The sequence below is a fragment of the candidate division KSB1 bacterium genome (genome assembly GCA_022562085.1).
Lineage (GTDB): Bacteria > Zhuqueibacterota > Zhuqueibacteria > Oceanimicrobiales > Oceanimicrobiaceae > Oceanimicrobium.
Window position 1 is genome coordinate 1 of record JADFPY010000382.1, and the last position, 4,196, is coordinate 4,196.

The window sequence follows — 4,196 nt, forward strand, 5'->3', positions numbered from 1 at the left end:
AGCTGTCGGATCTTCCGGAGTAACGACCAGAATATCGTTTGGAAAGCGCAGTACCACACTTCTTTTTTTATCCGTGGCATAAGCCTCAATGTGTGGAATTGCTTTTGGACTTTCCAGAAGCATTTTTGACTTCGACTCTTCCTTGTTTCTCCCATTTTTGAAATTCCGGCTGCCACCCCTCTGTATAAGACGATAGCGCATATTCCTTTTGAAATAATGTATCATCTGGTGCTCTAACCACGAGTGTGACAGGTCGCTTTTCAGGGTCATTATTTAGTTTCTTACCCACAGCATACTCCGCTCAAAGTTCATAATTTCCGCGAGCCGAAAATTTAAGATCATACGTTGCCCGCCTCAAACCTCCTGCTCGGCTAATATCGGTTAAAACATTGAAGCCATACTCTAGTTCACCGATGACAACGTTCTGAATGGATTTATAATCTACCGGCATAAAATTGTGTACCAGATTGACTTGTTCCTATAACGATGACCGGCAAATCCGGGAGGAGCTCTGTTGCAAGTTGCTTAACTTTGGAATCGCCCTCTTCTGATTGGATAACTATCTTCAGTAATTTGCGGGCACTTTCTGGCGACAATGCACTCTGTGATCGCTACTAGAGCAAATTGTCGGTTTTTTCCCTCACCGCTGACTAGCTCTTCCTGAAAATCGTTTGAAAAGCCACATGAAACTTACCCTTCGCAAGCCAAATGTCTAACGGGTTGTCGAGGCGGTCGAACCCATTCATTATGAGGCAAAAGAATGAGATCCCTGTTCATGTTTGAGTTTTGATCTCACCTTTTAACATAAATCCGCATTCCTCTAAACCTGCCTTAAGTAAGGTTGCTCTTGAAGCCTTATTCTCGATATTACAACGGGCCGCCGGTACTCTGCCTGCTAAGTAGCATTCCTTTTTCACTTCCTGTAAAATGTAACTTCCAAATCCTTTTCGACGACAAGCTTCCTTTACGTCCATATACAAATCTGCAAAGGGCAGATTATAGTGCAGCAGAAAGCCGCCGGTAGCGACAACTTCTTCTTTCAGTTCCAGAACGTATTTCCCGAGCTCGACTTTTGGGTCAAAGGTCTTATCGTCTTTTCTTGCGGCACGAAAAACAACACCGGGATTCCAATACTCAGTCACCACCTGGTCCGCAAACAGCACAACATCAGCGCTTATGTTTTGCGAAAACTCATACAGCATCGATGTGAGCAAAAGGTCATTGCTCTGGCATTCGATCAGGCTCGCTCCCGAAGCATCGATAAGTTTTGGAAAAATCGGGCTGGCAAATTTTCTGAATGGTGGAATTATGTAAAACTCAAAAATGGTGTCCCGGTTTTTTATTTCCTGTCCGTTTATTGAACCGTAACCGATCTCAACATCATTGAGGGTTAGAAGATACGAGTCTGTCCAGCCGCGTTCATGACATGCATTATACCTGATCTGAAAGTTGGTCTCCTGGAGAAATAAATTACGAAGAGGCAGAATTGCTTTTAGTTCAGCCTTGGAGATTTTTAATTTCAATTCTTTATCCAAGGGCATGCGCTTCGCCATATGGCAATAAACTCATTCGATGACCTACCTTCCGCAGTAGGAAACTTACCTGAAAATCCGTGCTTTGAGCACCGTGCGCGCATCTCCGACCCCAAAATTGCCATCCCTCCCAGCTGTCGTGTGCAGCTGCCGAGTCAGGTGTCTTCCTCTTTGAGCCTGATACTCGCTGCCAACTCAGGGTGTTTGCCCTGTCTGCCTGCGTAGAACTCCCGAATCCGTTCCATGTCATTCTTAATTTCACCAGTAGGAACAAAAGAGAGACCCATACATGCTTCTTTACGACTATAATCCAGATATCCACAAAGGATGGGAATTTGTGCGTCGTGAGCAATCCAGTAGAAACCAGACTTCCAATAGTCTCTTTTCTTACGTGTCCCTGAGGGCGCTATGAGAACGACAAGTTTCCGTGAATCCCTGAGCTGTTTAGCAACCTGGTCAACGACACCGTGCGGGCTGTCCCGATTAATAGCGAACCCGCCCAGCCACCTCATGACGCCGCCAAAGGGTTTCCTGAACAGCGAATGTTTCCCCATCCAGGAAACTTTCAACCGAAATATATAGACTGCAGACAGCCCGAAGGGCAAATCCCAGCTGCTGGTATGGGGTGCACCAATGAGGACGAATTTCCCACCGGCCGGAATCTGCCCCACCACATCCCAACCGGAAAACCGCATCCACCAACGCCCTATCCAGTATGGAATCAAACCCGTAGTGGGTCCATCATGTTTTATTTTGGAACTTTGCATAGCTTATAATCCATTCTACTCACAAGTTAAAATGCTCATAAACCTCAGCAAGAATTAGGAATTCTACTTTATTTCCATCAGTAACCAATGTAAATGGCCAGCACAATTGAGAGGGCACCGAGCGCCATAATAACCAATGTTGGTTTTAAAGCGAATTTGAACCATTTATCGAATGAAATACCGGCAATTGTAATTATTGCCATTAAAGCTCCGTTTGTAGGAACAAGCATGTCCATCATAACCGCACCATATTGATAGGCCAATACGCAAACCTGTCGGGAAATTCCGATTAAATCTGAGAGTGGCGCCAAAACAGGCATGGTTAGAACGGCTTGACCAGAGTAACTAGGTACGGGAAAATGCAACAATGCCTGGGAGAACATCATTGATACAGCCGACAAACTCTTTGGTAGATATTGCATGGGTGCGAACAGCCCATAAATAATTGAGTCTAGGATCATACCTTCTTTCAAAATCAATGAAATACTACGCGCTAAACCCATTATTACAGCAGCAAAAGTCATTTCTTTAAAACCATCTACATAAGCCGCACTCGTCCCGTTGATTCCAAGTTTGCCAATAAGGCCGGCAATGATTCCAAGCACAAAGAATTCCGCAGACATTTCATTAAATCCCCAGCCTAAATTCAACATTCCATAAATTAGCACAATAAAAGCAGCGGCTACCAAAGCAAGAATCAGAGTGCTTCGCATCCCCAGGGTATGCTGTGTCGCAACCGAATCCTTCGCCTTTTCAACTCTGTTTTTATTTGCATACCGAATCACCATAGACATCCACAAAACAAATGCGAAGAAGAATATGATGAGCCTGTACCCGCTTCCCGATAGAAAAGGTAAATCTGCCACTTTTTGAGCTATTACGACAGCAAAGGGATTGATAGGACTGAAGGCGCCACCAAGGACAGCTGCCCCATAGCTAATTGAAATGGCCACATACGAATTATAACCGAGTCTCCCCGTAAAAAACAATAAGACAGGGGTCATCGCAATAATCTCTTCTTGCATGCCATTAAGCGCACCGCCTGCAGCGAACATCAAGGAGCAAACAATTAGGGCAATTTCTTCCCGTCCCTGCAATTTCCCTGATAAATACATGACACCATCCCTGAGGGCTCCTGTTTTCTCAATTACATAAAAGCAACCACCCAGTAATAAAATCAATACAACCAGGTCAGCCCCAGCAATAAGTCCTTCGGGGATAGCCATAAAGGTCCGAAAGATAGAAAGGGGTTCTCCTTTTACTACTCTATAAGATCCCGGAACTACAGTCTCGTAACCAGTCTCGAGGTTGGTGGTTCTGTCGTATTCGCCTTGGGGTATGATGTAGGTCAGAATGCTTGAAAATAATATGAATCCAATCAGAATGACCAAGGCGTTGGGGAATTTACGGATTTGCACAGTCATAAGTGGGTTAGTATTAAAGAACTCTTAGTATAATTTTTATTTAAGCAAAATGATCATAACCCTTAATATGAATCGGAACAATATTAAGAAGAACGCTTCGCATTATTCTGCTAAGGTACGAATCCCTTCTGAAGAGCGTTCGAATTTGTCTACTGAGCTCGCCGGGCCATTGCTGCTGCAATCTCTTTGGCTGTGTATGGCAGCCCGGCGCTCAAAACTTCGTGGCCGCCTGCGGTGACCACAATCATATCCTCAAGATAAAAAGCGTCCGGCCCGAAAGAAAACATCGGTTCAAACGCCAGCACAGAGCCCTCTTTTAATGTGTCCAAAGCCGCCTCGCCACTTTCTATGCCAACACCATGAAGATGCCAGTTTATACCGGTCTCCTTATTCAGCATTTGGGCAGCTGCCTTTTTGCCGGCGGCGGTTTGCAGATCTTTACGGCTTTGAGCGAGTTTGCTTCGGCCCGCCGC

The 4,196-nt window shown here is 45.1% G+C and carries 5 protein-coding genes; all 5 read right to left on the minus strand.

What is annotated here, in order from left to right:
- The coding region (locus IH879_20730) for a hypothetical protein (GenBank protein MCH7677355.1) at window positions 1-270 on the minus strand (270 nt) is incomplete at its 3' end.
- A gap of 503 nt (window positions 271-773) precedes the next feature.
- A complete protein-coding gene (locus tag IH879_20735; protein MCH7677356.1) occupies window positions 774-1,523 on the minus strand; it encodes an N-acetyltransferase in 750 nt (249 codons plus the stop codon).
- 164 nt (window positions 1,524-1,687) lie between these two features.
- Complete coding sequence (locus IH879_20740) at window positions 1,688-2,299, minus strand: 1-acyl-sn-glycerol-3-phosphate acyltransferase (GenBank protein ID MCH7677357.1); 612 nt, start codon at window positions 2,297-2,299, stop codon at window positions 1,688-1,690.
- Between the two features lie 77 nt (window positions 2,300-2,376).
- Window positions 2,377-3,723, minus strand: a complete 1,347-nt coding sequence (locus IH879_20745; protein ID MCH7677358.1) for a YfcC family protein — start codon at window positions 3,721-3,723, stop codon at window positions 2,377-2,379.
- A gap of 149 nt (window positions 3,724-3,872) precedes the next feature.
- On the minus strand, window positions 3,873-4,196 hold a 324-nt coding region (locus IH879_20750; GenBank protein MCH7677359.1), incomplete at its 5' end, for a hypothetical protein.